At 69.3% G+C, this 22844-nt stretch carries 27 protein-coding genes; 8 read left to right on the top strand and 19 right to left on the bottom strand.

The features are described from left to right. The first annotated feature begins 13 nt into the window (after positions 1-13). A complete protein-coding gene (locus D892_RS0128090; protein ID WP_024804427.1) occupies positions 14-877 on the top strand; it encodes an SAM-dependent methyltransferase in 864 nt (287 codons plus the stop codon). 25 nt (positions 878-902) lie between these two features. On the opposite strand, the gene D892_RS44020 is transcribed toward D892_RS0128090, so the two are convergent. Together D892_RS44020 and D892_RS0128080 are read right to left on the bottom strand one after the other, a co-directional pair. Then, positions 903-1616 carry a helix-turn-helix domain-containing protein gene (locus tag D892_RS44020; RefSeq protein WP_024804426.1) on the bottom strand — a complete coding sequence of 238 codons (714 nt, stop codon included), beginning with the start codon at positions 1614-1616 and terminating at the stop codon, positions 903-905. 262 nt (positions 1617-1878) lie between these two features. Continuing rightward, complete coding sequence (locus D892_RS0128080; protein WP_024804425.1) at positions 1879-3081, bottom strand: cytochrome P450; 1203 nt, start codon at positions 3079-3081, stop codon at positions 1879-1881. A gap of 300 nt (positions 3082-3381) precedes the next feature. Between D892_RS0128080 and D892_RS0128070 the strand changes: the two genes are divergently transcribed. Next, positions 3382-3738 carry a hypothetical protein gene (locus D892_RS0128070; protein ID WP_024804424.1) on the top strand — a complete coding sequence of 119 codons (357 nt, stop codon included), beginning with the start codon at positions 3382-3384 and terminating at the stop codon, positions 3736-3738. Positions 3739-3769: 31 nt separating this feature from the next. On the opposite strand, the gene D892_RS42280 is transcribed toward D892_RS0128070, so the two are convergent. Together D892_RS42280 and D892_RS0128060 are read right to left on the bottom strand one after the other, a co-directional pair. Further along, the gene (locus tag D892_RS42280; RefSeq protein ID WP_024804423.1) at positions 3770-4321 is read right to left on the bottom strand and encodes a pyridoxamine 5'-phosphate oxidase family protein; all 552 of its coding nucleotides are present in this window, start codon (positions 4319-4321) and stop codon (positions 3770-3772) included. Positions 4322-4829: 508 nt separating this feature from the next. Beyond that, on the bottom strand, positions 4830-5510 hold the full coding sequence (locus D892_RS0128060) for a class I SAM-dependent methyltransferase (protein WP_024804422.1): 681 nt from the start codon (positions 5508-5510) through the stop codon (positions 4830-4832). A 47-nt stretch (positions 5511-5557) separates the two neighbouring features. Here D892_RS0128060 and D892_RS0128055 point away from each other — a divergent pair, with 47 nt between their 5' ends. Both D892_RS0128055 and D892_RS0128050 read left to right on the top strand, forming a co-directional pair. Continuing rightward, complete coding sequence (locus D892_RS0128055) at positions 5558-5974, top strand: MarR family transcriptional regulator (RefSeq protein ID WP_024804421.1); 417 nt, start codon at positions 5558-5560, stop codon at positions 5972-5974. A gap of 48 nt (positions 5975-6022) precedes the next feature. Then, positions 6023-6358 (top strand): YnfA family protein, encoded by a 336-nt coding sequence (locus D892_RS0128050; RefSeq protein ID WP_024804420.1) that lies wholly within the window; start codon positions 6023-6025, stop codon positions 6356-6358. Between the two features lie 22 nt (positions 6359-6380). On the opposite strand, the gene D892_RS0128045 is transcribed toward D892_RS0128050, so the two are convergent. Continuing rightward, positions 6381-7355, bottom strand: a complete 975-nt coding sequence (locus D892_RS0128045; protein WP_024804419.1) for an alpha/beta hydrolase — start codon at positions 7353-7355, stop codon at positions 6381-6383. Positions 7356-7396: 41 nt separating this feature from the next. Here D892_RS0128045 and D892_RS49770 point away from each other — a divergent pair, with 41 nt between their 5' ends. Continuing rightward, on the top strand, positions 7397-7864 hold the full coding sequence (locus tag D892_RS49770; protein ID WP_084161267.1) for a hypothetical protein: 468 nt from the start codon (positions 7397-7399) through the stop codon (positions 7862-7864). A gap of 312 nt (positions 7865-8176) precedes the next feature. Beyond that, entirely contained in the window at positions 8177-8533 is a 357-nt protein-coding gene (locus D892_RS0128035; RefSeq protein WP_024804418.1) for a DUF397 domain-containing protein, read from the top strand. Positions 8534-8592: 59 nt separating this feature from the next. On the opposite strand, the gene D892_RS0128030 is transcribed toward D892_RS0128035, so the two are convergent. Both D892_RS0128030 and D892_RS0128025 read right to left on the bottom strand, forming a co-directional pair. Beyond that, a complete protein-coding gene (locus D892_RS0128030; protein ID WP_024804417.1) occupies positions 8593-9630 on the bottom strand; it encodes an aldo/keto reductase in 1038 nt (345 codons plus the stop codon). 88 nt (positions 9631-9718) lie between these two features. After that, positions 9719-10186 (bottom strand): VOC family protein, encoded by a 468-nt coding sequence (locus D892_RS0128025; protein ID WP_024804416.1) that lies wholly within the window; start codon positions 10184-10186, stop codon positions 9719-9721. Positions 10187-10298: 112 nt separating this feature from the next. Between D892_RS0128025 and D892_RS0128020 the strand changes: the two genes are divergently transcribed. Beyond that, complete coding sequence (locus D892_RS0128020) at positions 10299-11297, top strand: YafY family protein (protein ID WP_024804415.1); 999 nt, start codon at positions 10299-10301, stop codon at positions 11295-11297. A gap of 223 nt (positions 11298-11520) precedes the next feature. Here the strand turns inward: D892_RS0128020 and D892_RS0128015 are convergent, their stop codons facing one another. After that, positions 11521-11973, bottom strand: a complete 453-nt coding sequence (locus D892_RS0128015; RefSeq protein WP_024804414.1) for a helix-turn-helix domain-containing protein — start codon at positions 11971-11973, stop codon at positions 11521-11523. Beyond that, entirely contained in the window at positions 11970-12998 is a 1029-nt protein-coding gene (locus D892_RS0128010; protein WP_024804413.1) for a serine hydrolase, read from the bottom strand. The genes D892_RS0128015 and D892_RS0128010 overlap by 4 nt, the downstream gene beginning before the upstream one ends. Positions 12999-13214: 216 nt before the next feature. Here D892_RS0128010 and D892_RS0128005 point away from each other — a divergent pair, with 216 nt between their 5' ends. Then, positions 13215-13688 carry a nitroreductase family deazaflavin-dependent oxidoreductase gene (locus D892_RS0128005; RefSeq protein ID WP_024804412.1) on the top strand — a complete coding sequence of 158 codons (474 nt, stop codon included), beginning with the start codon at positions 13215-13217 and terminating at the stop codon, positions 13686-13688. Between the two features lie 173 nt (positions 13689-13861). Here the strand turns inward: D892_RS0128005 and D892_RS0128000 are convergent, their stop codons facing one another. The 10 genes from D892_RS0128000 to D892_RS0127955 form a co-directional block, all read right to left on the bottom strand. Further along, positions 13862-14662: a VOC family protein gene (locus tag D892_RS0128000; protein WP_024804411.1), complete on the bottom strand. Its 801-nt coding sequence runs from the start codon at positions 14660-14662 to the stop codon at positions 13862-13864. Between the two features lie 209 nt (positions 14663-14871). Then, the gene (locus tag D892_RS45680; RefSeq protein ID WP_024804410.1) at positions 14872-15357 is read right to left on the bottom strand and encodes an SDR family NAD(P)-dependent oxidoreductase; all 486 of its coding nucleotides are present in this window, start codon (positions 15355-15357) and stop codon (positions 14872-14874) included. Between the two features lie 160 nt (positions 15358-15517). After that, entirely contained in the window at positions 15518-16756 is a 1239-nt protein-coding gene (locus tag D892_RS0127990) for a cytochrome P450 (protein WP_024804409.1), read from the bottom strand. A gap of 75 nt (positions 16757-16831) precedes the next feature. Further along, positions 16832-17026, bottom strand: coding sequence for a ferredoxin (locus tag D892_RS0127985; protein ID WP_024804408.1), 195 nt, complete (start codon positions 17024-17026; stop codon positions 16832-16834). A 13-nt stretch (positions 17027-17039) separates the two neighbouring features. Further along, positions 17040-18239, bottom strand: a complete 1200-nt coding sequence (locus D892_RS0127980) for an NAD(P)/FAD-dependent oxidoreductase (protein ID WP_024804407.1) — start codon at positions 18237-18239, stop codon at positions 17040-17042. Between the two features lie 108 nt (positions 18240-18347). Further along, complete coding sequence (locus D892_RS42270) at positions 18348-18998, bottom strand: TetR/AcrR family transcriptional regulator (protein WP_036567531.1); 651 nt, start codon at positions 18996-18998, stop codon at positions 18348-18350. 136 nt (positions 18999-19134) lie between these two features. Beyond that, positions 19135-19971: an SDR family NAD(P)-dependent oxidoreductase gene (locus D892_RS0127970; RefSeq protein WP_024804406.1), complete on the bottom strand. Its 837-nt coding sequence runs from the start codon at positions 19969-19971 to the stop codon at positions 19135-19137. Next, positions 19968-20801 carry an alpha/beta fold hydrolase gene (locus D892_RS0127965; protein WP_024804405.1) on the bottom strand — a complete coding sequence of 278 codons (834 nt, stop codon included), beginning with the start codon at positions 20799-20801 and terminating at the stop codon, positions 19968-19970. Before D892_RS0127965 ends, D892_RS0127970 begins: the two co-directional genes overlap by 4 nt. After that, positions 20798-22096 (bottom strand): 3,4-dihydroxy-2-butanone-4-phosphate synthase, encoded by a 1299-nt coding sequence (locus D892_RS42265; protein WP_156959718.1) that lies wholly within the window; start codon positions 22094-22096, stop codon positions 20798-20800. Before D892_RS42265 ends, D892_RS0127965 begins: the two co-directional genes overlap by 4 nt. 119 nt (positions 22097-22215) lie before the next feature. After that, positions 22216-22830 carry an NADPH-dependent FMN reductase gene (locus D892_RS0127955; RefSeq protein ID WP_024804403.1) on the bottom strand — a complete coding sequence of 205 codons (615 nt, stop codon included), beginning with the start codon at positions 22828-22830 and terminating at the stop codon, positions 22216-22218. Positions 22831-22844: the final 14 nt, after the last annotated feature.

Raw genomic sequence — 22844 nt, 5'->3', positions numbered from 1 at the left:
TTAAGCTCGATCGATGGCCCCATCGAGACCGGACGAATCTCCCGCTCCGTCAACCGATCCCGTAGCCTCGACCGCGCTGTGGATGGCCGCGGAACGGGCCCGCGAGTCGGCGCGGCCGGATCGGCTGTTCGACGATCCCTTGGCCGATGCCCTCGCCGGGCCGGAGGGCGGCAGGATCATGGCCGAGATGGGCGCCGAGATGCCGGAGAATCCCGCGCTGCCGATTCGCACCCGCTACTTCGACGACCGTCTGCTGAACATGGTGGGAGCCAACGGGATCACACAGGTCGTGCTGTTGGCCGCGGGCATGGATACGCGCGCGTTCCGGCTCGGTTTTCCCGACGACGTCGTCGTCTTCGAACTCGACAGACCCGCACTGCTCGCGCTGAAGGAGCAGCGCCTGGAGACGACCGGGGCGCGGCCCACCTGCGACCGCCGAACGGTCCCGGCCGATCTGGCACGACCGTGGACCCACCCGCTGCTGTCGGCCGGATACCTGGAGACGAAACCGGCCGTATTCGTGGCCGAGGGTCTGCTCGGTTACCTGTCGGAACCGCAAGTGCACGAGCTGCTCGGCACGGCGGCACGGCTGAGCAATCCGAACAGCGTGGCGCTGGCCGATGTTTCCGGCCGGGTGCCGCCCGGAACCCCGTTCCTGGACACCTGGTCGGCCCGGCTCACGGAGGCGGGTGTCAGCCGGCGCTTCGCCACCGACGAACCCGAGGCGCTGTTCGCCGCGCACGGCTGGCGCGCCGAGGTCGCCGGATACGGCGAGGAGACCGCCGATTTCGGGCGGTGGCCGTGGCCCGTCCCGGACCGCGACGACCCGAACTGGCCGCACAACTACCTCGTCACCGCCCACCGCTCGGGCAGCTGAGCCGGCTCGGGAGTACAGGCCATACTCACAGTTGCTGGTCGATCGGGGTCGCGGTGTGCAGGGTCAGCCATTCGCTGTCGGGCACTCGCTGTTCGGTGACGCGCAGAAGACGGTCGGTGCCGGGGTCGCGCCAGTTCATCGGCGTCGGGCCGGGGCTGTCGGTGAGCGCGCGGAAGTCCGACCAGGCCGCGTCGAAGAACTCGTCGCTCTCGCAGCGCCGGAGGATGTCTTCGAATTCGGGGTCACCTAGGAAGGTTCCGTAGGTGAGTTTGAAGCGGCCGACGAGCTTGCGGGCCTCGGCGGTGTGGTCGATGACGATCGAGCGGGCGCGGTCGTCGAGGAACATCCAGGCGAGGAGGTTGTTCTCGCCGGCGCCGATGCCGGGCAGCACACGCCGGTAGCCGGCGTTGGCGTGCAGGACGTTCCAGCGGTGGTCGAGGAGTGCGGCGGGGTGCGGTGAGTGGTCGTCGACGCGGCGGCGGTGCTCGTTGGTGACGACGATGTCGGGGACGGGCGCCGGCCCGTCGACCTCGCTGGAGTACAGGTCGTGGAGGTGCCGTCGGGCGAGGTCGCCGAGCTGGTAGACGTCGGCAAGGCGGTCGATGACCTCGGGCGACGGCAGGACTTCGCCCTCTTCGATCTGCCGGAGGTATTCGGGGGTGATGCCCGGCAGCCGACCGGATCGCTTGCGGTGGGAGCGCCCGCGGTTCGAGCGCTTGCGGTTAGAGCGGTCGCCCATGCGTAGCTCCTCTGTTCGAGAACGACCAGTGCGCCGCAACGGCCTCGCCCCGAACCGGTTCGAGGCCAGGCCGTTTCGCTTACTCGGTGTGCCGTCGCAGATATGCTACGCCGAGAGGCAGGAGCGCGTGCCGACGCCGGTGTCGTCGGCATCGGACAAGGGTGACGCGGGCGCAACCCACGGTCGGCCCGGCCCCCTCCGCACGGGAGAAACGCCCGCCACGCCGGCCGTACGTGCTCGCGGCGGCCGTGGCGGTGGCCTGCTAAGCGGTGATCGCCGGCAGGTTCTCCCAGCCGCGCACGGTCGAGGTGGGCGAGAGCTTGGCCCCGGACATGTCGACCTCCCACTCCGGGAACCGCGCCAGGATCTCCTCCAGCGCGATCCGGCCCTCCAGGCGGGCCAGCGCCGAACCGAGGCAGTAGTGCGTGCCGACGCTGAAGCTCAGATGCTGGCGGGTGTCGCGGTGGATGTCGAAGACGTCGCCGTCCGGCGGGAACTGCCGGTGATCGCGGTTGGCCGCGCCGATGAGCAGCATCATGGCGCTGCCCTCGGGCACCGTCTTGCCGTGCACTTCCACGTCGCGGGTCACGTAGCGCGCGACATGCGGTGCGGGCGGCTCGAATCGGAGCAGCTCCTCCACGGCGTTCGGGATCAGCGTCGGGTTCTCCACCAGCTGCCGCCGCTGATCCGGGTGTTCGGCCAGCACCTTGCCCGCCCAGCCGATCAGCCGCGTCGTGGTCTCGTTGCCCGCGCCGGACACCACGTTCACGTACGTCAGCAACTCGTCGCGGGTCAGCTTGCGCACCTCGCCGGACTCGTCCGCGAATTCGACGTTCAGCAGCTCCGTCATGATGTCGTCGGAGGGGTGCTCGACGCGCCAGTCGATGTAGGCGCCGAAGATGTCGCCGCTGACCAGCCCGTCCTCGGCGGCCTTCATCGGCTGGCCCTCCTCGGTGCGCATCTGGTCGTTCGCGAAGTCGCGGATGGCCTCCTGGTCCTGCTCCGGAATGCCGAGCAGCGAGCCGATCGTGCGCATCGGCATCTGCGCGCCGATGTCCGCGATGAAGTCCAGCTTGCCGGTGCCCACGTGCGGATCCAGGCTCTGCGCGCAGTATTCGCGGATCTTGTCCTCGAGCTCACGGATCTTGCGCGGAGTGAACATGCGCGACAACAGTTTCCGGTGGATGTCGTGGATCGGCGGATCCTCGAAGATCAGCACGCCCGACGGCATCGGGAAGTTGGCCTTGATCAACTCGATGATCGCGCCGCGCGCGGAGCTGTAGGTGCCGTGATCCAGCAGCGCCGCGTTCACATCCGGCCAGCGGCTGATCGCGTAGAAGTCGTGCTGCTCGTTGTAATAGAGCGGCAGTTCCTCGCGGAGCCGCTTGAACATCGGGTAGGGATCGGCATTGAGCTGGACGTCGTACGGGTCGTAGTAGACGTCGCTGGCCGCGCTGGTGGTCACAGAGATTCACCTCTCGCAGGAACTACATCGTCCTCTGTTCACGGACTGGACTGTTCACGGACTCGACTCGGCCGACACCGAGTCTCCGAGGGTCATCCCAGTGTAAATGTGACAATACCTTGCTGCAACTAATCTTCTCATCACACGAGAGTGCCATTCTCGTCGGAGAACGGGGAGAGTAGCCGCCGGATCGCGGCCGCACCGGACTCGCCAGGTGCGGCGCCCGGGTGGCGGAGGCGCCGCCGCCCGGACCGCCCCGGTCCGATATTCTCGGTTCCGCTGTCGTAGTTCAGGAGATACATGCCCACCGGAATCCGCTCCGCGACCCGGACACTCGCGCACTTCGCCGCGGGCGCGCTGCTCGTCAACACCGTCCCGCACACGGTCAAGGGCCTCACCGGGCAACGGTTTCCCACCCCGTTCGCCGACCCGCCGGGCGTCGGCCTGTCCTCCCCCACCGAGAACATCACCTGGGGCGCAATCAATCTCGCGGCCGCGGGCCTGCTGCTGCGCGGCGGCGTCCGGTCGAAGGGGCAGCGCCTGACGGTCCTGACCGGCGGCACCCTGATGGCCTTCGGCCTCTCCCGCTACTTCGGCGCGCTGGATCCGGAGGCGGGCGCCGCCGAGCACGAGCACGCCACGGAGAACGCGTCGTAGGCGGGTTCCCGCGCCCGGATGCCTCGGCCGGTCATCGAGAAGCCCCGCGCAAGCCCGATATCCGCGCGCTGAGCGATTTGGCGGCGGGGCTCGGCCCCGGCACGGGCCGAATCCGGTTGCCCGGCTGGAGGTTCCACTCGGACGCGATGTCGGCGGGGCGCACGGATTCGGACCGCTCGCGCGATTCCACTGCCGGCCAGCTGTATTCCGCACCCGTGACCCGCTCGGGACGGATCCGGAAGAGGCGGCCGTCCCGGGGTTGATCCCACAGGTGCCGATACCTCGTGCGCCGGTCCGGATCCGTGATCTCTTCGGCAACGCCCGCCGCAGTGGCGAACCAGCCGGCATGGGTGTCGTGATCTATGGCGTCGGCCTCGAAGGCGACGACCTGGCGATCGCCGGTGATCGTGAGTACCGCCGGGTCGACGTGCAGCACAATCGTGCCGTCCTCGATGATGTGGTCGGCCGGACGCACCGCGAACAGCGCGTGCCTGGAGTACACGAGCCGTCCGAATCGGACGGTGGCCAGGCGCCGCAACGCTTCGTCGGCCGATAACAGGCGAGAGACGGACAGGCTGGGCATCGTGCTCCTCCGGGGTGCGTCGCGGTCGCTCGGACGGCTCTCGCCCGCGCGGGACCGCTCTGTGCCGCACCGAGTGGTTCATGACCCGACCGGCCGTCCTCGTACCATCGACGACCGGTCGGTCACCCCCGCACGAAGTCCCCGCAGCCGACCCCACTGTCGGCGGCGCCCGTATATCGGCTGTGCCGCACTTCCGGGGTGGCGTTGGGAAGGGCACCCACACCGGCCGATCTACCTGGACCCCGATCGGGTCCTTCCACTGTCGCTGCCCGCGGCGCGCGAAGCACTGCCGGATCGCGCCAAGGCACTGACGGGATGGGTCAGGAGCGCGGTCCGGTCAGGGGCGCAGAGCCGGTCCAGAATGCAGAGTGGCGTGTTCACACAGCAGGGCCGTACCCGCCGGATCGGCCTGCTCCATCTCGAGGAGTCCGCGGAAGAACTGCGCACCCCGCACCGCTGCCGACTGCCGTATCGAGCCGTTTCCCTGCCTCCCCCCGGTGAACCGGCCTCAGCTCAGGTGCGCGGACAGCAACCAGGCGGGAATCGACTTGCGGCCGTTGCCCAGGTCCTGAATGTCGTTGCCGGCGAACTGCTCCGCCATGACGCCGTCGGGGATGTTCGCGTGGATACGGGCCGGGCGGATCTCATCGATGGTCCAGTACTCGCCCACCACTTCGCGCAGTTCTTCGGCGGTGACCGGATTGATCGGGCCGACGGGGACGGTGTTCCGGTCGAACGTCAGGATGAAGTACGAGGCGCCGGGCGCGGCGGCCCGCACGATCGATTCCTGGTAGCCGCGGCGCAATTCGACCGGCATCGAATGGAACAGGGTGCTGTCGACGATGGTGCCGAAACGCCCGTCGTAGCCGGTGAACGCACTGATGTCGGCGACGTCGAAACGCGTACCGGCCAGGCCGCGCTCGGCGGCCTGGGCCTTCGCGAGTTCGATGGCGGTCGGCGACTGGTCCAGGCCGACGGTGGTGAAGCCGCGCTCGGCCAGATAGAACGACACCGCGGCCTCGCCGCAACCGGCGTCGAGGACCTCGCCGTGAAATTGTCCGGCGTCGATGAGTGCGGCGATCTCGGGCTGCGGCTCGCCGATGCTCCACGGCGGCCGCATGGTGCCGATCTCGGGAGATTCACCACGGTAGGCGGATTCGAACATCGCTTCGTTGGAAGGGCTCGTCATGCACCGATTTTATGTCAACCAAGTTGATATGTGTCAAGATGTTCGGCATGGTAGATCTCGAGGACGAACCCCTCGGCTACCTTCTGTACCGGGTCGCCACGGCCTTGCGTGCCGAGGTGGCCACCAGCGTACTTGCGTCGTTCGATCTGGCGTTCCCCGAATATCTCTGCCTGCGCCTGCTGTCCCGGTCGCCCGGGCGGTCGAATGCGCAACTGGCTCGCGACAGCGGTGTGTCACCGCAGGCGATGAACAAGGTGATTCGCGAGTTACAGGATCGCGGCCTGATCACCCGGCCCGCCACCGTCCCGTCCGGCAGGTCGCTGCCTGCCACGCTGACGCGGGAGGCCACGGCCATATTGGAGCGCATCGACCCCGAGATACTCGAGGCCGAGCGCCACGTCCTCGCCGACCTCAGCGACCGGGAGCGGCGCGAGCTGCGGCGGTTGCTCGCCGCCGTCGGTTAGCCACGTGCGCACGATAGGCATGCGCATACATCTCGTAGGGTCCCGGATATGACCGTGCTCCGTTCGATCCTGCTGTTCCTCGCGGCCGCCGTTGCCGAGATCGGCGGGGCCTGGCTGGTGTGGCAGGGTGTGCGCGAGCATCGCGGCTGGGTGTGGATCGGCGCGGGCATCATCGCGCTCGGGCTCTACGGGTTCGTCGCCACGCGGCAACCCGACGCCGAATTCGGCCGCATCCTCGCCGCATACGGCGGCGTGTTCGTCGCCGGATCGCTGCTGTGGGGCATGGCCCTCGACGGCTACCGTCCCGACCGCTGGGACGTCACCGGCGCGCTGATCTGCCTGGCCGGCGTCGCGGTCATCATGTACGCGCCGCGCGGCCACTGATCTCCGCTACCGGCCCGCGGCCTCAACCGGGCTGCGCCGCGAAGTACTCCCGCACCGCCCGCGCGAACCACGCGTCGCGGGCCCGGCGGGCTCGGACACTCACCTCGGCTTTGGGCGCTACCTGGTCGAATCCGTGCCAGCAGCCCGGATAGATCTCGAATTCGACCGGCACACCCGCGGACCGGAGATTCTCGACGTAGGCGATCGTCTCGTCGCGGAACGGCTCCAGATCGCCGACGTAGGTGAATGCCGGTGGCAGGCCGGCGAATTCGGTGGCGCGCGCCGGTGCGGCGTAGGCCGGGACGTCGCCGGTCCCGTGGCGGCTGCCCAGATACAGCCGCCAGGCCGAGGCGTTGGTGACCGAATCCCACACCGGCGCATCGTTGTCGCGGGCCGATTCGGTGATCGCCCGGTCGTCGATCATCGGATAGATCGGCATCTGGAACGCTATGGACACCTCGCCGCGATCGCGCGCATACAGAGTCAGGGCCGCGGTCAGCCCGCCACCGCCGCTCTCCCCGCCGACCGCGAGCTGATCGGTGCGCACGCCGAGCTGGGTGGCGTTGTCGCGCAACCATTTCAGTGCCAGATAGCAGTCCTCCAGCGCAGCCGGGTACGGGGCCTCGGGGCTGAGCCGGTAGTCGGGGGCGACGACGATGGCCCCGCTGCGGGCGATCAGGCGGCGGTAGGTCGCCACATCCTGCTCGGGACAACCGAATGCGTAACCGCCGCTGTGCAGCCAGAGCAGCCCGGCAACGCCCGACCGATGCTCGCGCGGACCGTACACCAGCAGCCGCAGCCGCGTTCCGTCGCCGCGCTCGACGAACTCCTGACGGACGCGCAGATCGCCGGGCTTCCGGAGCGACATCGCCGGTCTGATCAGCCTGAGCAACCGGTGCCCACGACGCAGAGCGGCCTCGCTCCGCCCGGACAACAGGCGCCCCATCTGCCCGCGCCGACGCAGCTGCGGGTCCATCATCTCCGGACCGACCTTCATCGACCTCGCCACCATCCTCCGGATGCGACCGGGCCCGCCGTGTGGTCACCGGATGCGCCAAAAGCTCTCTGGCACAGGACCTTCAGACTCGCTTCCGGAATATAACATCTGTCCATAATGCTGTCCAGTCATGTCTTCATACCGTCGGCGGCGCCCGAAGGACACTTGCTGGGTTCGTGATCGGCAGGCGTGGACGTGGGGCCGATGACGGAGCGGAAAGAACATCTCGATCACGGAAAATCGAAACCCTCGTCCGCGACCACCCCGCGATATCGGATATCACCGTAGTCGGCGTCCCCGACCCGATCTACGGCGAACGCGTCTGCGCCGTAGTCGTTCTCGCACCCGAAACAAACCCGGATACCGAATCGCCGACCGTTTGGCTCCGCACCCGCGGGTCAGCCCGGAATACCTACCCGAATACGCCGTCCCGGTCGACCATCCGGAGATCGGCCCGGGCGGAAAAACCGACCGCAGAGCCGCGCGGGCAGCAGCGGCGCGCGTGCTGAATCTCGCGTGATCCGGGAGAATCGGCTCGACCTCGCCACCGACGCGTGCCCGGTCAGGCATCCACCTGGTCGGCATCGGCCAACTCGCGGGAGACACAGCTACCCTGGTCTACGACCCGGACGAATGGGACACATTCACCACAGGGTTTCCGGCGGCGAGTTCGACCGTCGGTGAACACCTTTCACTATTCGTAGCCCAGGGATTCGATCCGACCCACTTCCCCACCGCCACATGGTTTCCCACCGCTCGCGGTCGAAGATCTGGTCGGCGCTGACGAAACGAACGGCCGATCGGGTGTATTCTGTTTCGCCATGAGCACAGCCGCACCCCATTCCGATGCAGGCTTCGTCACACCGTCGCGCAGTGGCGCGAACAGCGCGTGTGTCGAGGTAGCGCACGTAGGCGACGCCGTGCTCATTCGCGACAGCAAGTACACCGGTCCACCCGGTGAGCAACCGGCCATCTCGGTCCCGGCGGCGCACTGGCAGGAATTCCTGGACCTCGTTCTGAGCGCCGGCTCCGGAAACATCGGCGGCGCTGTGGAAGTCGCGTTGCACCCCAACGGCGGGGCCACACTTGTCGGCAACAACGCCGCGCTGGTCTACACCGCCGACGAATGGGACGCCTTCGCCAAGGGTATCGCCGGCGGCGAATTCGACCTGCGCTGAACAACTCTCGTCTCGGCACGGCCGGTCGGTAGGGACTTCTGGCATCGGCCCAGGTGTAGTCAGGCCGCGGTGCGGTCGTGGGCGGCGCGGCGGCGCAGTTCCGGCTGCTGGAGCGGCGGCGGCTCGTAGGCGACGTCGATCGGCCCCGTGTCGGTTCCGGGCGGCACGATGTCGTCGATGCGGTCGAGGAGATCGTCGTCGAGGGAGGTGCCTGCTCCTGCGAGGAGGTCGTCCAGCTGTTCCAGGGTGCGTGGTCCGATGATCGCCGAGGTGACCGCGGGGTGGGCGACGACGAATGCCAGCGCGAGGTGTGTCAGCGGCAGCCCGGCCTGCCCGGCGACCGGTATGAGCGCTTCGACGGCGTCGAGTTTGCGTTCGTCGGTCATGTGCTGCGGGACCCAGTGCAGCAGTGTGGCAGACGCTGTTTCGCCGCCGCGTTTGCGGTAGCGACCGGTGAGCAGCCCCATCGCCAGGGGGCTCCACACCAGAGCGCCCAGGCCGTAGGTCTGGCAGAGCGGGAAGATCTCGCGTTCGGCGCCCCGGTTGAGGATCGAGTAGTGTGGCTGCTCGGTGCGGTATCGGGCCAGCCCGCGGCGTTCGGATACCCATTGGGCCGCAACGATTTCCGAGGGCGGCAGGTTCGAATGACCGATGGCCCGCACTTTTCCCGAGCGAAGTAGATCGGTCAGGGCGCTCAGGGTTTCCTCGATGTCGGTGCCGGGGTCGGGGTGGTGGACCTGGTAGAGGTCGATGTGGTCGACGCCGAGGCGGCGCAGGGACGCTTCGGCGGCGGAGATGATCCAGCGGCGAGAGTTGCCGCGCCGGTTGGGGTCCGAGCCCATCGGGCCACTGAACTTGGTGGCGAGGACGACGTCGTCGCGGCGGCCGCGCAATGCCTTCCCGACGATCTGCTCGGATTCGCCGTCGCCGCCGTACACGTCGGCGGTGTCGATGGTGTTGATGCCGCTGTCGAGCGCGCGGTGGACGATGCGCACGCACTCGTCGTGGTCGGGGTTGCCGAAACGCCCGAACTTCATGGTGCCCAAGGCGTAGGTGCTGACCTGGATGCCGGTGCGGCCGAGTGGGCGAGTGTGCATGGGGTGTCTCCTGTGTCGAGTGTCGCGCCGGACGGAGGCGCCGGGGTGCGACCGGATTCCGGCCGCACCCCGAGCAGTTGGTGAAAGGTCAGGCCGGGGCGTACTCGGCCGCGACGTCGAGAATCCAGGTGATGCCGAAGCGGTCGCACAGCATTCCGGAGGCGGGCGCCCACGGCGCCGGCCCGAACTCCTCGATGACCGTCGCGCCGTCGGTGAGGCGTTCCCACAGCGCGCCGACCTCGTCGACGGTCTCGCCGCGGACGGACAGGAAGAACGGCTCCTCGGTGAGGGTGGCGCCGTTCTCGCGGCGGGTGGTGGGAGCGGCCGGCGCGGCCGGTTCGTTCTCACCGGGCACGTCGTAGGCCATGACCCGGAAGCCGTTGTCCGCGACGACCTGGCCGAACACCACCTTGGCGGCGTCGGGCAAGTCGGCGGGCATCCCGAGGTCGCCGTAGGTGGCGACGGTGATCTGCCCGCCGAACACCGACTGGTAGAACTCCAGGGCCGCGCGGGCCTGTCCGTGGAAGTTCAGGTGGGCAACAGCGTTGACCGACATGGTGATCGAGTCCCTTCGGAATGGTTTCGCGCCGGAGGCTTCCGGCGACGAGGGCCACTCTGGCACCGGTACCGGCCAGGGAATGTCCGCTTCTTGTGGCAGTCTGGCCGACATGCCGACCGCTTCCTCGACGGTGACCTCCCGCCGCCTGCTCTCGCTGTTGTCGATGCTGCAGGTCCGCCGCGATTGGCCGGGGGTTCTGCTCGCCCGGCGGCTGGGTGTCAGTGAACGCACGGTGCGCCGCGACGTCGATCGCCTCCGCGACCTCGGTTACCCCGTCCGGGCGGTCAAGGGGCCGGAGGGTGGTTACCGGCTCGAGGCCGGCAGCGAGCTGCCGCCCCTGCTGTTCGACGACGAGCAGGCGGTCGCGCTCGCCGTGGCACTGCGCACCGCGGCCGGGACGGGTGCAGGTATCGAAGAGTCCGCCGCGCGGGCCCTCGCCACCGTCCGCCAGGTCCTGCCGTCCCGCTTGCGGCAGCGGGTCGACGCTCTCGAGATCAGCGCGGTCGAGTCCGCTGAGCGCGGGGCAGATCCCCCAGCCGACACCCACGTACTGCTCACTCTCAGCGCTGCCATCCGGTCCGGTGAGGAGGTGCGGTTCGACTACGTGTCCGCGGCGCGGCCGGACGACGCCGGTCCCCGGCCGCCGCGGCGGGTGCAGCCCCACCATCTGGTCGTCCGGAACGGACGCTGGTACCTCGTCGGATGGAATCCCGAGCGCGGGGACTGGCGGATCTACCGCGCCGACCGGATGACCCTCCGAGTCCCCAACGGCCCGCGCTTCACACCCCGGCCGGTGCCGGGCGGCGACGTCGCCACCTTTCTCTCGGCCCGCTTCAAGGGCTCCGAAACCACGAACATCTGGCCGTGCCGCGGCGAGGTGATCCTGGACCTCCCTGCCGCACAGGTGATTCCGTTCGCCGGCGACGGTATCGTCGAGAAACTCACCCCCACCCGGACCAGGCTGCTCGCCGGTTCCTGGTCCTGGGCAGCCCTCGCCGCAACCCTGACACGCTTCGACAGCGAGATCGAGGTCATCGGCCCGCAGCCGCTGCGTGACGCGTTCGCCGACCTCTCCCGTCGCGCAGCCCGAGCCGCCGGATTCAGCTGATCCCCGGGCAGGTCGCAGAACGATCGCCTCGGTCCTGCGTCCCCTACTCCGCGACATGCCGATCGCGACCGGTGTATCCGGGCGCGATCACGGCGATGAAGGATGTACGGGGTAATACCCTGCGCGGCAAGGCGATCCGCTACGGTGCGGCCGATTCGCCTGCTCGCCGGTGCGGCGGCACTCGGCATATCGGTGACGCCGGCGCAGGGCACTCGGTTCGGCGTTACTGCAGTAGTTCGGCGATGTCGGCCGCGGCGGTCATCAGGACCAGGACCGGGACAACTTTCGGCGCCGGTATGTGGTAGGCGCCCCGGCCGTGCTGTTCGATGAGCTTCGCCGATGTCAGGGCGCGTACGTGGTGATACAGCTGACCGGTGGAATTGAGGCCCACGGCGTCGGCCAGCTCGGTGCTGCTGCGGGGGCCGTCGAGGAGCGTCCGGACCAGCGCGTGGCGGATCGGATGCCCCAGGGCGGCAAGCACTTCCACGCGGGCGTTGGCGGGGAGCCGGAGCACCGATGCGGCGCCGTAGCGAATGGTCCACTCGAGTTCGCGATCGAAGTCGACCTTGCCGCGGTATTCGATGAACCCGCGCGCGAGGTCGTCGGTGTCGCGGTGCCCCTCCAGGGCCTCGATCCGCGCCTCCAGTTCGGCGAGCTTGGCATCGACATCGGTCATGCGGCACACGCTAATCGCTGCACCATCTCCGGTTCCGTCATGGCCCGGACGAGCAGGCCCTGCTCGGCCGGATGTTGCGTGGCGGTCATCCAGATATCCGCGGGCATGCGGCGATTGAGCAGGACCGCCGTGGCGACCGTGCCGTCGGCTCGGCGCAGATAGAACGCATCGGCCAGGATGCCGGGATACGAGCCTCCCTTGAAACCGATCGCCACCAGCCCGGGCGGGGCGGGCTGCCATTCCAGGTGTGCGCGAGCGATATCCGAGCCGGGCCCGAAGCCGCCGGTGGCGATCGAGCGGTGCATCGATGTCAGCTGCCTGGCGGATGCCGTCGGCGTGGTGTCGGCCCACGATGCTTGAGCTTCGTAGGGCGGCACCGGTTTCGAGAGCACCGCCTCGCGATACTCCGGATCGGCGGCGTAGCGCCGCGCCGCGGCCCAGACGTCGGCGACGTCCGGCTCGACCAGGCGGATCGCGTCACCGAGCTTCGAGGACGGCTGGTAGTCGTGCCACCCGCCCGCTTCGGCGGCGGCGACCAGCGCGCTGTCGCCGAGACGGTCGCGCAGATAATCGGGGACCGCGTTGTCGCTCTCGCGGATCATCGCGCTCACCATCCGATCGAGGGTGACCGTGTCGCCGGGCAGGCGGCTGCGCGCTTGTTCGTGCGCTCCCCCGTCGGAACCGGGGAAATACCAGCGCTCCCACTCGGTGACGGGGACACGCTCCTGCGGGTCGAGCACTCCCGTCGCGACCGCACGGGCGTAGGCCGCGAGCGGGACGACCTTCACCGCCGAGGCGATGGGCTGCTGGTCGTCGACGCGCCGATCGACGGTGCGCCCGTTCCCGTCGTCGACGGCGATCGAGATGTTCTCCGGATCCTGGCCGATCCGCCCCAGCCACCCGTCGGCCGTGGTCACGTCCGCGGCCGGGGTCGGCGCGCACGCCTCCCCCTCGGCCCCGGTATCCGAACACCCCGCGAGCACCGGCACCGACACGGCCACCACGACGGCGAGCTTGCGCAACATCCTTACCCCCAATAATCCGTAATTCCGTAATAACGAACCATAGCCGCCGTGCCGGGAAAAGTCGAGGCCATACCGTGGTATCCGACATCGAACGGCGCGTAAGCGGGCAGAGTCCGGCCTCGGTCGCGAATCTGTTGGGCTACTTGCCCGTGGGCGTGCGCAGAAAGGTAACGCGTTCTCCCGAAAGGATGGCGTTTCCGGTCTAGCATTTCGCTTGTGCCCGACTATTTTTCGATCGTCGACCGCAGCTGGTCGTTGCTGCGGTACGTGTCGGACGCGCACACGGCCGTGTACCGGGCTACCGGGGGGCGTATCGGTCGGCGGATGCCCGGCGTGCCTCCGGTCCTGCTGCTCGAGCATGTCGGGGCCAAGAGTGGCCGCAAGCGAACCATGCCGCTGGTCTACATGCCCGATGCCGGGGACTTCGTGATCGTGGGCGCCAAAGGCGGTCATCCGAAGAATCCGGCGTGGCTGTACAACCTGCGCGCCAACCCCGACACCGAGATTCAGGTCGGGCCCCGCCGCCTGCGGGTGCACGCGCGTGAAGCGGTGGGTGAAGAGCGTCAGCGGCTTTGGGAGCGCGCGCTCGAATACAACCGGCACTGGCGCTACTACAGCCGGCGCACGAACCGGACCATCCCGGTCGTCATCCTCGCCGTGTCGGATACACCGGCCGATCGACCGCGGTAGAACGACACGAACACCGGCTATACGAACACCGCTGTGCCGCAAAGCGTCCTGACCGATCCGACTACCGTCCGACAGGGCCCGACGGCAGCGGCATCGCGCCGCGCGAGAAACCATCACCACCGGAACACGGCGAGAGGGCCGACCGGAAACCCGGCCGGCCCACCCGGTTCGACTTACTGCGGCATCTCTCCCACGGTCACGGTGGTGTCGATGAGGCCGAACAGCTCGCCCTGCGGCGCCATGACCATCGCCATTCTGCCGACGGGCGAATCGGTCGCGGGCATCGGAATGGTCGCGCCCAACTCGGCGGCCCGGGCGACACCGGCGTCGACATCGTCGAACTGGAACCAGGTCAGCCAGTAGCTCGGCATCGGTTCGCCGGGCATCACGGTGTCGTCGTTCATTCCGCCGGCGGGCTGTTCACCACCGCGCGTGCTGAACATCGAGTAGATCATGGACTCGCCGTCACCGACATCGGTGTACGTGAAACCGAAGGTCTCGGCGTAGAACCGCTTCGCGGCGTCGAGCTGCCTGGTGTGCAGTTCGTTCCAGCAATAGGCACCGTGTTCGTTGTACACGGCGGCGCCGCTGTGCGCGCGGGCCTGCCACACGGCGAACACCGCGCCGACGGTGTCCGTGCCGAGGAGCATGCGGCCGGCGTCGAGCACGTCGAACGGCGGCATGACCACCTGGCCGCCGGCGGCGCCCACCTTCTCGGCGATCGCATCGACATCGTCGGCGGCGAAGTAGGTGGTCCACACCGAAGGCGTTCCGGCCCGCGGTTTCGGGCCGATTCCGGCGATGGTGTTCGCGCCTTTCCTGCCCATGAGATATCCGCCGGAATCGTCACCTCCGTCCTCGATGGTCCAGCCGAACAGGTCGCTGTAGAACTCGCTCTCCTTGACCGGGTCGTCGACCTGGCAGTCCACCCAGCAGGGCGTGCCTTCCGGCCAGGGCGTAGTGCGTACGGGCATCGGGTCTCTCCATCCTGAATTGTCGGCTTCCCGCGACCACTGCGTCGCAGGACCGTTGACCATCCCCGCGATACGGACGAATCACCGAGACTCCGGTCCGCACGCCCACGCTTCCTCCGTCCCGAACACGATCGGAATCACGCGCGAAAGCGCTCGTACACCCGTATCCTGCTCCCCCTGACCTGCAAACACCAGGATCGTAGCCCTAGCTAACGACTGACACGCCGGTCGTCGCCCGACACGAATGCACCGGCTGCCCGACGGCGCGTGCACGGCCTCGGTTTCCGGTCCGCACAACTCGCACAGGGCGTACTTCGCACCGCAAGGGGCGTTGCCACCTGCTCGGCCCGCGCCACGCCGTGGCCGCTGCTCACACGGCCGTCCCCGGTGACCGGCAGCACCACCCCCGTCACATACGACGCACGATCACTCAGCAACCAGGCAGCCGATTCGGCGATCTCGCGCGGCTCGGCCGCCCGCCCCAGCGGCGTATCTCCGACGATCCGGTCGATCACCCCCGGATCGTGCCGGTTCCAGTCCTCGACCATCTCGGTGATCGTCAGCCCGGGGGCGATCGCGTTGACCCGAATTCCCTTGGCCCCGTAGGTGACCGCGGCCGATTCGGTGATGCTGTCGACGGCCCGCTCGGCCGCGCCGTACGCGGGCAGCGCCGGATTCCCGATCAGGATCCCCACGCTCCAGTTCCTCGCCGTGGTCGGCCTGCAACAGATGAGCTAGCCGATCCTCCCGGCGGCTCAGCCATCCGGTATCAGCGATTCCCACGAGAGCAGATCCCGCAGCCCGGGGTCTCCGATCGTACGTCGGCACGGCCGGGTCGATGGCCCTGCGGGCGAGCTACCAGGCCACCGGCAGTTCGTACAGCCCGTAGGCCAGGCGGTCGTGCTTGAACTCCACGTCGTCGAACGGGATGGCCAGGCGCAGGGTCGGGATGCGGCGGACCAGGGTGTGGAAGACGATCTGGAGTTCCGCGCGGGCGAGCTGCTGACCGACGCACTGGTGCGGGCCGAAGCCGAAGCCCACGTGCTGGTTGGCGGGGCGGCGCAGATCGAGATTTTCCGGCTGGTCCCAGGCCTTTTCGTCCCAGTTGGCCGGGGCCAGGTCGAAGATCAGGCCCTCGCCGGCGCGGACGGTCGTCCCGGCGATCTCGATATCGTCGATCGCGACACGGCGCTGGCCGTTCTGGATGATGCTGAGATAGCGCAGCAGCTCCTCGATCGCCGACGCGACGACCTTCGGATCGTCGGTGTCGCGCAGCAGCGCGAACTGCTCCGGATTCTCCAGCAGGGCAAGGGTTCCCAGCGAGATCATGTTGGCGCTGGTCTCGTGCCCCGCGATCAGCACGCCGGTGCCCAGCTGCGCGGCCTCGCGCATATCGATCTCGCCGTTACGGACGCGCTCGGCGATATCGGAGACCAGATCCTCGGCGGGCTCGTCCATCTTCTTCTTCACCAGTTCGACCAGATAGCGCGCCAGGCCCGACCGGCTCTCCTCGGCCTGCTCCTTGGTCGCGAAGCGGTCGACGTTCACCGTGGCGTGCCGCTGGAAGAACTCGTGATCGCCGTACGGCACCCCGAGCATCTCGCTGATCATCAGGGTCGGCACCGGAAGGGCCAGTCCGGCAACGAGATCCGCGGGCTGGGGACCGGCCAGGATGCTGTCGATGTGCTCGTCGGTGATCTGCTGGATGGCCGGGCGCAGCGCCTCGACGCGCTTGAAGGTGAACGGCTTGGTGAGCATCCGCCGGTACCGGCTGTGCTCCTCGCCGTCGGTGGTGAACAGCGACTTCGGCCGGCTGTCCTTGATCGCGGCCATGCCCTCGTTCCAGTGCGGGAAGCCGGGAACATGATCGTTCACGCTCACCCGCGGATCGGACATCAGCTGCTTGAACGCCTCGTACCCGGTGACCAGCCACGGCGTGCTGCCGTCCCAGATCCGCACGCGCGACAGCGGCCGCTCACGGCCCATCCGGGTGATCTCCGGCGGCGGCGCGAACGGGCACGCCGCGGAACGCAGCATCGGATAGTCGGGGATCCCCGCCGTGGCGGCGGTGTCTTCGGTCAGTGTTTCGGACACAGTCACTCCTGTTGCTCGGCTGCGGGCGGGGCCGCAGGGTGTGCTCGGCTGCGGGCGAATCCGCAGGGTGTCGGTTCATTCCTCGACGTGAATGGCCATGGCGGGGCATACGGACGCCGCCTGGCGCACGTCGTCGGCGAGTTCCGCCGGCGGGCTCTCGTCGAGCAGCACGACGACACCGTCCTCGTCGCGCTGGTCGAATACGGCGGCCGCGTGCATGACGCAGTGCCCGGCCGCAATGCATTTGTCCTGGTCGACTGTCACCTTCATCGGGACCTTCCTCCTACGGGGAGTGCGCTGGGGTGAGGGACGACCCGGGACGCCGCGCGTCGACCACGTGCTGACGCTGCATCCGGGTCTGTTTGGGCATGTTCCAGCCGAGCACCGCGGTGGCCGCGCCGTCGCGCTCGAATCGGAGCACGAACCGTCCGGTGGCCGGATCTCCCTCGGCGACAACGGCTTCCGCCTCGGGAGTGATGGTTCCGTGCACCTGGATCTTGGCCGTGTACTGGTCGGTCCAGAAGTACGGGACCGGCTCGTAGGCGCGGTCGGCGCCGAGGATGTTGGCCGCGACGATCCCGGCCTGTTCGGCGGCGTGCGTCCGGTTCTCCAGGCGGACCGCCCTGTTCACGGTGCGGTCGTGCCAGCGGGCGACGTCGCCGACGGCGTAGATGCCCTCGGCCGCGCGGCACCGGTCGTCGCAGACGACGCCGTTGTCGACCGTCAGCCCGCTGCCGGCGAGCCAGTCGGTGGCGGGCGCGGCGCCGATCGCCACCACGACCAGGTCGGCGGGCAGTGTTTCGCCGGTCGCCAGCGTGACGCCGGTGACCTCGCCGTTGCGGTCGGTGAGGCCGTCGACCCCGACGCCCAGCCGCAGGCGGACGCCGTTGTCGGCGTGCAGTTCGGCCAGCTGCCCGGCCGCCAGGTCGCCGAGCTGCGTCGCCATCGGCGCGTGCTGCAGACCGGTCATGGTGACCTCGAGGCCGGATTGCCGTGCCGTCGCGGTGATTTCGGCACCGAGCACGCCCTCGCCCACGACGACCACGCGCGGGCCCGCGGCCAGATCGTCGCGCAGGGCCAGCGCGTCGTCGAGGGTGCGCAGCACGTGGACGCCGCGCAGGCCGGGCGGGGTGGGCAGGGTGCGCGGGGCGGCGCCGGTGGCGATCACGACGGTGTCGGCGGTGATCGACCCGGATGTGGTCCGCACCGTCCGGGTGGCGGCATCGAGTCCCACCGCCGGAGTGCCCAGCACCAGATCGACATTCAGCTCCGACAGCATGCGCGGGGCGCGCAACAGGGTCCGTTCGGGCCGCCACGCGCCGGACAGGATCTGCTTGGACAGCGGCGGGCGGTCGTAGGGCAGGTGCGGTTCGGCGCCGAGCAGGGTGATGCGCCCCTCGAAACCCTGGCGGCGCAACGCTTCCGCGGTGGCCAGACCGGCCACCGACGCGCCGACGACGAGCACCCCGGTGTGGCGGTTCATCGCGCACCGGCCCGCGTCGCCACCCGAAGATGTGGTGTCCCACCGGTTCTCGTCATATCAGGATGTCCTCTCCGTGGGCCGGCGGTGCCGGCGCTTCGGTCCGCGCCCTCACGGCGTGACCGGTGCCAGATACAGCCCGGTGATCGCGTCGACCAGGCCGGCCGCGGTCTCCTCCCAGGTCGATCGGCGCAGCAGGGTGTCGTCGGCCAGGGCCCGCTCGCGTTCCGCGCAGGTGTGCACGATCAGCAGGCGCGCCATGGCATTGCGTTCCCGGTGCAGCCGCGGCGACAGCTCGGGCAGGCTGTGTTGCAGCCCGTCGATCACGCGCAGCAGCGACCGGGAGGTCAGCGACTCGTCCGAGAGCAGGTCCCGATAGGCCGGGTCGGGCATCAGCTGTGCGCTGAAACGCGCGTACCAGGTCGGATTGCCCAGTGCCGCAAGATGTTCGGTGACCGGGCGGACCAGGCAGCCCACCCAGTCGCGCAGGTCGCCGGATTCCTCCGCCCGCGCCACCATCTCGCGGCACAGCTGTTCGGTGTGCGCGTGGTGCTTGCGCACGATCGCGCGGACCAGGTCGGCCTTGGTACCGAAGTGGTAGCCGACCGCCGCGTTGTTGCCCTGCCCCGCCGCCTCGCTGACCTGACGGTTGGACACCACCGCGATCCCGCGCTCGGCGAACAGGCGCTCCGCCGCGGTGAGAATCGCCTCCCGGGTGGTACCGACCCGCTCCGCGCGAGCGGATCCGTCGACAGTGCTCATCTCGGGTCCCTCCGGATTTCCGGCCCGGCCGCCGTGTCCCGCGACCCGTCAGAATCACGTTCTCGATTCTGAATACCGGTACTTCCAGTCAACTCCACCCGGGAATTTAAGTCAAGCGATTGAATTAAGGACATGCTCACGAGGTGGCCGGGACGGACTGCTCCGCGGGCTTCTTCTTGAACTTCAGCGGCTTGCCCGCCACCGTGCCGCCGTCGATCGGGAGCATCGTCCCGGTGACGTACCCGGATCGGTCGCTGCCGAAATACAGGGCCGCCTCCGCCACGTCCTCGGGGATGCCGTCGCGCCGCAGCGGGCGGTCCTCCTGCATGGACGCCCGGACCGACCTGGTGAACCGCTCGATGCGCTCCGCCGACATCTCCGTGGCCGACGCGGCCAGGAACGGGGTCGGGATGTTGCCGGGCGCGATGCAGTTCACCCGAATGCCGTACTGCGCCAACTCGATCGCGGCCGACTTGGTGAAGTGGATGACCGCCGCCTTGGAGGCCCGGTAGGTCTGCACTCCCCCGCCGGCCTGGACGCCGCCGATCGAGGACAGGTTGATGATCGAGCCGCCGCCGCCCTCGACCATCTGCCGCGCCGCGAACTTGGTGCCCGCCATCACCCCGAGCAGGTTCACCCCGAGCACCCGGTGGAAGTCGGCGAGGTCGTCGACCAGCAGGCTCCTGTGCATCGTGCCCGGGACACCCGCGTTGTTGCACATGACGTGCAGTCCGCCGAAGGTGCGCACCGCGGTATCGACGAGGCGCTCGAGCTGTTCCTGGTCGGCGACGTCGGTCTGCTGGAACACCGCCGCGCCGCCGTAGTCGGCCACCGACGCCGCGCCGCGTTCGGGATCCAGGTCGCCGACAACGACTTTCGCGCCCTCGGCGACGAACCGCGCCACCATCGCACTGCCGATTCCGGAGGCGCCGCCGGTGACCACGGCGACCTTGCCGGCCAGTTCGTCGGTCATGCCTGCCTGCCTTTCGATTCGAGGAAATCCGTCAGGAGTTCGTTCACGATCTCCGGCTGCTCGATCTGCGGGCAGTGCCCGGCCTGCGGCACCACCGCGTGGCGCGCGTCCGCGATCTGCCCGGCGATCTCCGCGGCCCACCCGTCCGGCAGCAGCTTGTCGCACGCGCCCTCGACGATCAGGGCCGGGACCGCGATGCGTTCGTAGGCGCGCTTACTCGACGGACCGGCCACCGGCTCGGCACCCGGGCGACGGAAACGCGCGGCCGCCAAGGCTTCCCAGGCGCCGGGCGCGATGCTGGACTCGTAGCGCCGGCGCACGTAGACCTCGTCGGCAGGGTAGGTCGGCGCATGGAACAGCGCCGTGACGATGCGGCGCATCCCGTCCATCGTGGCGTCGTAGTCGTAGAGCGCGCGCATGTGCTCGTTGTTCTGGATCTCGCCGCCGCCGCAGATCGCGACCAGGCTGCGCATCGGCAACCGGGGCGCGTCCGACGTCGCGTCGACCAGCAGGTTGATCGCGCCCATCGAATTGCCGATGAAATCCGCCGAATCCACGCCCAGCAGTTCGAGGAACCGGGCGATGTGCCGGATGCGCAGCCCGCGGCCGTCGTTGAAGTCGATCACCTTCGCCGACTCGCCGAAGCCCAGCATGTCCGGGGCGAGCACCCGGTAGCGCCGCGCCAGGGCGTCGATGGTGTGCTCCCAGCCCAGTTCGGCGCCGACGCCGAACTCGCCGCCGTGCAGCAGCACGACCGGACGGCCGGAGCCGGCTTCCAGGTAGCTGGTCGCCGAGCCGTCGACGACCAGGGTTCTGCGCTGTGCGATCACGAGGCTGTTCCTATCCTGTCGGCGAAGGGCGGTGCAACGGTGGTGGTGCGCGGCCGGGCCGTATCCGCGCTGTCCCACAACGGAATTCGTTCGAGGATCCGCACGGGCCCGGCGGCCGCTTCGTAAGCGGTGCATCGGCCGGTCACCGTCCGTCCGTCGGCGGGCTCCTCGGCAGCAGACCGTCCGGCCACGGGTTCCCCGGCGGCGGGCCATGCGGTACCGGACCCTTCGGCGGAGGGACCTTCGGCTGCGGGCCCTCCGGTGGCCGAACCGCTCGCGGCGGCCTCGTCGGCGGCGTCGGTGAGCAGCCGGATCTCGTGGATGCCGAGTTCGTCGAGGATGTCGAAGGCGGAACACAGATCGCCGGCCTCCACCGGATGCGCTGCGGCGGAACCGGTTCCGCCGCCCAGCGCACGAGCCAGGCGCTGTACGGCACCGCCACCCGAGCGGACGTACACGAGCACACCGTGACCCGCTCGCGCGATCCGCTCCAGCGCGTGCTCCATCCCGGCACGGCACCCGCACAGCCGGGAGCCGAGCGCGTCGCCGAACAGGCACTCCGCGTGCACCCGGACCAGCGGAGTGATACTCGCGACGGGGTGTCCGTACACGAACGCGATATGGTCGCGGCCCAGCCCATCGGTGAACCCGACCGCACGAAACTTCCCCACCGGCAACGGGATTCGCGCCGTGCCGCACCGGCGCACCCGGCGCAGCTCGCGCCGGCGATAACCGGCCAGGTCGTCGACCGAGACGACCGGCAGGCCGTGCCCGCGGGCGACCTCCGACAGTTCCGGCAGCCGGGCCGGCTCCCCGTCCGCGCCGCAGACCTCGCACAGCGCCGCGGCGGGCGCCTTTCCGGCCTGTTCGGCCAGATCGACCGCGGCCTCCGGCGCCGCGGGCACCGACAGCACTCCCCCGGCCGCACAGCCTAGCGGAAAGATGTGCCCCAGCCGGGTGAAGTCGCCCGGCACACTGTCCGGATCAGCCAGCGCCCGTACGGTTTTCGCCCGCTGCGAGGCACTGACTCCGAGGAAGGAGTCGCCCGCGAGCCCCACCGGCATCCGGAACAGCTCCCGGCTCGGCCCGGTGGCGGTCGGATCGGCGGGCGGAATCTCGAGCCGGTCGAGCGCCGCCGAGCGCATCGCCACGTACACCAACCCGCGTCCGACGGTCGTCATGAGATTGACCGTCTCGGCCGTCGCGCTCTCCGCGGCCACGACAAGATTGCCGCGGTGTCCCCCGTCCTCCGCGCTGATGACGAGAACCATCCGGCCGGAACGCAGAACGCCCACAGCAGCGTCCACCGCCGCCGCATTCGCACGGTCCGGCCCCGTCGAACCCCGGCGCGCGGCGGACGGATCCCCCCGGCCCGGATCCCTCGCGGCCGGGTCTGCGGCGCGTGGCGAGACACTCACGCCCGCGCACCACCTGCCGGGGCGAAGGTGAGCACCTGGGTCGCCAGCACCTCGAGCTGCCCGCCGACGGCCTCGTCGGTCAGTCCGCCCTCGGAATCCCAGATCTTCTCGGCCGAGTTGATCGCCACACCCAGCGGTGTCGGCCAGGCGCGCAGGGCGTGGCCGATCGCGCGCAGCTGGCCGAGGGTGCCGACGGCCGCCTGCCAGCCGTAGGCGCAGGTGATGCAGCCCCAGGGCTTGTTGTCCAGGTACACCGTCGGATCGCCGCGCAGGTCCTCGATGTAGTCGAGGGCGTTCTTCACCATGCCGGAGATTCCGCCGTGGTACCCGGGCGATCCGATCACCACGGCGTCCGCCCGGCGCAGCGCCTCCACCAGCGCGACCGCCTGCGGCGTGCGGGTCGCGTCGTACGGGTTGTACATGGGCAGGTTGATGTCCTCGCCGCAGAACAGCGCGGTGCTTCCGCCCTGGCGTTCGACCGCCGCGAGGCAGTGCCGCAGCGCCCGTTCGGTCGACGAGTCCGCGCGCAGCGTGCCGCCGACGCCGACCACGAACGGCCGGCCCTCGTCGATGTCGACGGCGGGGGTCGTGCTTGCCGTGCTTGCGGTCATGACCCAAACCTCCT

The organism is Nocardia sp. BMG51109 (genome assembly GCF_000526215.1).
In the GTDB taxonomy this organism is placed as follows: Bacteria; Actinomycetota; Actinomycetes; order Mycobacteriales; family Mycobacteriaceae; genus Nocardia.
The sequence above is the reverse complement of the archived record's forward strand: the minus strand, read 5'-3'. Positions and strand labels throughout refer to the sequence as shown.

Coding starts and splice junctions, on each gene's coding strand:
- D892_RS0128090 (WP_024804427.1), top strand. CDS start 14: ATGGCCCCATCGAGACCGGACGAATCTCCCGCTCCGTCAACCGATCCC.
- D892_RS44020 (WP_024804426.1), bottom strand. CDS start 1,616: ATGGGCGACCGCTCTAACCGCAAGCGCTCGAACCGCGGGCGCTCCCAC.
- D892_RS0128070 (WP_024804424.1), top strand. CDS start 3,382: ATGCCCACCGGAATCCGCTCCGCGACCCGGACACTCGCGCACTTCGCC.
- D892_RS42280 (WP_024804423.1), bottom strand. CDS start 4,321: ATGCCCAGCCTGTCCGTCTCTCGCCTGTTATCGGCCGACGAAGCGTTG.
- D892_RS0128060 (WP_024804422.1), bottom strand. CDS start 5,510: ATGACGAGCCCTTCCAACGAAGCGATGTTCGAATCCGCCTACCGTGGT.
- D892_RS0128055 (WP_024804421.1), top strand. CDS start 5,558: ATGGTAGATCTCGAGGACGAACCCCTCGGCTACCTTCTGTACCGGGTC.
- D892_RS0128050 (WP_024804420.1), top strand. CDS start 6,023: ATGACCGTGCTCCGTTCGATCCTGCTGTTCCTCGCGGCCGCCGTTGCC.
- D892_RS0128045 (WP_024804419.1), bottom strand. CDS start 7,355: ATGAAGGTCGGTCCGGAGATGATGGACCCGCAGCTGCGTCGGCGCGGG.
- D892_RS0128035 (WP_024804418.1), top strand. CDS start 8,177: ATGAGCACAGCCGCACCCCATTCCGATGCAGGCTTCGTCACACCGTCG.
- D892_RS0128030 (WP_024804417.1), bottom strand. CDS start 9,630: ATGCACACTCGCCCACTCGGCCGCACCGGCATCCAGGTCAGCACCTAC.
- D892_RS0128025 (WP_024804416.1), bottom strand. CDS start 10,186: ATGTCGGTCAACGCTGTTGCCCACCTGAACTTCCACGGACAGGCCCGC.
- D892_RS0128020 (WP_024804415.1), top strand. CDS start 10,299: ATGCCGACCGCTTCCTCGACGGTGACCTCCCGCCGCCTGCTCTCGCTG.
- D892_RS0128015 (WP_024804414.1), bottom strand. CDS start 11,973: ATGACCGATGTCGATGCCAAGCTCGCCGAACTGGAGGCGCGGATCGAG.
- D892_RS0128010 (WP_024804413.1), bottom strand. CDS start 12,998: ATGTTGCGCAAGCTCGCCGTCGTGGTGGCCGTGTCGGTGCCGGTGCTC.
- D892_RS0128000 (WP_024804411.1), bottom strand. CDS start 14,662: ATGCCCGTACGCACTACGCCCTGGCCGGAAGGCACGCCCTGCTGGGTG.
- D892_RS0127985 (WP_024804408.1), bottom strand. CDS start 17,026: ATGAAGGTGACAGTCGACCAGGACAAATGCATTGCGGCCGGGCACTGC.
- D892_RS0127980 (WP_024804407.1), bottom strand. CDS start 18,239: ATGAACCGCCACACCGGGGTGCTCGTCGTCGGCGCGTCGGTGGCCGGT.
- D892_RS42270 (WP_036567531.1), bottom strand. CDS start 18,998: ATGAGCACTGTCGACGGATCCGCTCGCGCGGAGCGGGTCGGTACCACC.
- D892_RS0127970 (WP_024804406.1), bottom strand. CDS start 19,971: ATGACCGACGAACTGGCCGGCAAGGTCGCCGTGGTCACCGGCGGCGCC.
- D892_RS0127955 (WP_024804403.1), bottom strand. CDS start 22,830: ATGACCGCAAGCACGGCAAGCACGACCCCCGCCGTCGACATCGACGAG.